The organism is Variovorax sp. 20P10.2.4 (genome assembly GCF_058244205.1).
Genome location: NZ_JBZAYE010000857.1, coordinates 1 through 2543, shown reverse-complemented (window position 1 = coordinate 2543; position 2543 = coordinate 1). Strand labels below are relative to the sequence as shown.

At 70.3% G+C, this 2543-nt stretch carries 5 protein-coding genes; all 5 read right to left on the bottom strand.

Going from position 1 to position 2543, the window contains the following annotated elements; all coding sequences use genetic code 11:
- Positions 1–92 precede the first annotated feature (92 nt).
- Positions 93–446 (bottom strand): DUF2149 domain-containing protein, encoded by a 354-nt coding sequence (locus tag AC27VN_RS38585; RefSeq protein ID WP_093342337.1) that lies wholly within the window; start codon positions 444–446, stop codon positions 93–95.
- Entirely contained in the window at positions 443–916 is a 474-nt protein-coding gene (locus AC27VN_RS38580; protein ID WP_490880084.1) for a MotA/TolQ/ExbB proton channel family protein, read from the bottom strand. The genes AC27VN_RS38585 and AC27VN_RS38580 overlap by 4 nt, the downstream gene beginning before the upstream one ends.
- Positions 916–1608 (bottom strand): 5,6-dimethylbenzimidazole synthase, encoded by a 693-nt coding sequence (gene bluB / locus AC27VN_RS38575; RefSeq protein WP_490880083.1) that lies wholly within the window; start codon positions 1606–1608, stop codon positions 916–918. Before bluB ends, AC27VN_RS38580 begins: the two co-directional genes overlap by 1 nt.
- A 5-nt stretch (positions 1609–1613) precedes the next feature.
- Positions 1614–2183 carry a cob(I)yrinic acid a,c-diamide adenosyltransferase gene (gene cobO / locus AC27VN_RS38570; RefSeq protein ID WP_490880082.1) on the bottom strand — a complete coding sequence of 190 codons (570 nt, stop codon included), beginning with the start codon at positions 2181–2183 and terminating at the stop codon, positions 1614–1616.
- A 34-nt stretch (positions 2184–2217) separates the two neighbouring features.
- A partial coding sequence (locus AC27VN_RS38565; RefSeq protein ID WP_490880081.1) for an ATP-binding cassette domain-containing protein occupies positions 2218–2543 on the bottom strand: 326 nt, incomplete at its 5' end.

Here is a 2543-nt window from a genome sequence, read left to right as displayed (position 1 = left end):
CACGACCGGGCCGGTTGATGGCTGCTGCGCCCAGGCCGGCAGCGCCGCCAGCCACGCCAGCAGCCACAGCGCAACCCAGCGCCGCAACAGGCTCACTTGCCGCCCTGCACCGGCACCGCGTCGGCCGGCACGTAGACCATGGTCCCGTCCTTGAGGCGCCAGGCCGTGCCAGCGCGCTCGCCGTCGCCCTCGCCGGTCGCGCCGCTGGCCTTGAAGCGCGTGATCTTGCGGCCCTCGCGCGTCACGATCTCCATGTTGGGCTGGCCCTCGTTGCGGATCACCGTGACCTTGTCCTGCGCGAAGGGGTTCATCGGGTTGTTGATGACCGCGATCATCAGCATGCCGATCACGACCATGAAGACGTCGATCAGGTTGATGGTGGAAAGCACCGGATCGTCGTCGTCGCCGTCCAGGCTGCTCAGGATGGAGAACTGCCGCTTGCTCATGAGAGCCGGTCCCGCGTGTCGAGCAGCATCACCAACTCGCGCATCAGCCAGCGCCGGCGCACGGTGTAGACCACGAAGGCGATCGAGGCCGAGGCCAGCGCGACGATCACGCTCGCGAAGGCCGGCGCGAGGCTCTGCGCCACGCCCTGCGATTCGCCCGAGGCCACGGCCACCAGCGCGGGGCCCATCGGGATCATGGTGGCGATCAGGCCCAGCATCGGCGCCACGCGGCTGCACAGCCGCACGCCCTCGAGCTCCTTGAGCACGGCCAGCTCCATCTGCTCCTGGCTGGCCTGCGCATGCCGCGCCAGCACCAGCGCGCGCGACGGGTCGCGACGGCGCTGCAGGTATTCGACGCCGAAGGCACCGAGGCACCACACGGCATAGACGAAGGACAGCAGCACGCCCAGCGTCACCGGCCAGAGGAACAGGCGCGCGAGCTCGAACAGGACGGTATCGAAGGCCAGCATCAGGCGGACTCCAGGTCAGGCGAAGAAGGATCGGGATCGAACAGGTCCGAGCGCCGGCCCCAGGCCTCGTCGAACACCAGCGACGACAGCGGCGCGCGCCGCGCCCAGCGCTCGCGCTGCAGCATCGGCTCCTCGTAGAAGCCATGCACCGGCCCGAGGCACAGCAGCGCGATAGTCTCGGCGCCGGCCGGCAGGCCCAGCAGCGCCGCCACCTCGGCCGGATCGAACAGCGAGACCCAGCCCATGCCCAGCCCCTCGGCGCGCGCGGCCAGCCAGAGGTTCTGGATCGCGCAGGCGGCCGAGGCCAGGTCCATCTGCGGCAGGGTGCGGCGGCCGAACACATGGTGCTCGCGGCCGTCGGCCAGCGTCACGGCGAGCAGCTCGGCCGCGTCGAGCAGGCCCTCGACCTTGAGTCGCATGAAAGCATCCTCGCGTTCGCCGAGCGCGCGCGCCGTCAGCACGCGTTCGCGCTCGACCGTCGCATGAAGGCGCGTGCGCAAGGCCGCGTCGCGGATGCGGATGAAACGCCAGGGCTGCATGAAGCCGACGCTGGGCGCATGGTGGGCCGCCTCGAGCAGCCGGCGCAGCAGCTCGGGCGCGACCTCGCCGCCCGCGAAATGCCGCATGTCGCGCCGCTCGTGGATGGCGCGGTAGACCGCCCTCGCCTCCTCGGCCGCGAACGCCTGGCTCATCCGGCTCAATCCTCGATGCCGCGCTGCGCCGGGATGCCGGCCTTGAACGCATGCTTGACCAGCGTCATCTCGGTCACGGTATCGGCGAGCTCGATGAGCTCGGGCGGGCAGCGGCGGCCCGTGAGCGCCACGTGCACCTGCTTGGGCCGCGCGCGCAGGGTCTCGAGCACGCCCTCGAGCGGCAGCCAGCCGTAGATCAGCGGGTAGGTGATCTCGTCGAGCACCACGAGGAAGTACTCGCCCGAGAGGATCGCGGCCTTGGCCTTCTCCCAGCCGTCGCGCGCGAGCTGCGCCGAGCGCTCGAGGTCCTGGCTCTTCCAGCTGAAGCCGTCGCCCAGGCCCTCGATCGGGATGCCGATCTGCTCGAACATGCGGTGCTCGCCGAAGCGCGCGCTCGGCACCTTCATGAACTGGTAGATCTTCACGGCCTTGCCGCGGCCATGCGCGCGCAGCGCCAGCCCGAAGGCCGCGGTGCTCTTGCCCTTGCCGTCGCCGGTGTTGACGATGACGATGCCGCGGCGTTCGCCTTCGGGCTTCTCGTAGGGCTTCTCGCTGGGTGGGGTTTCTATCTGCATGGGTGGGTCTCTTTCAAGGCTGTCGAATGCGCATTCAGCGCGGCAGCGCAATCCACTGCTCGGCCACGCGGTGCACGCGAATCCGGTGATCGAACACCTGCTCTAGCGCCGCATGCGTCGCGGGATCGCTGCTGCCGCCGTGGTGCACCACGCGGCCCTGGTCCATCACCACGAGTTCGTCGGCGGCCAGCGCCATGGGCAGTTCGTGCAGCACGCTGACCACGGTGCGGCCCGCGGCGACCAGCGCGCGCACGGTCTGCATCCAGTCGGCCTGGTGCGGTGGGTCGAGGTTGGCGAGCGGCTCGTCCATCAGCAGCAGTTCGGCCTCGACCGCGAGCGCGCGCGCCAGCAGCACACGCT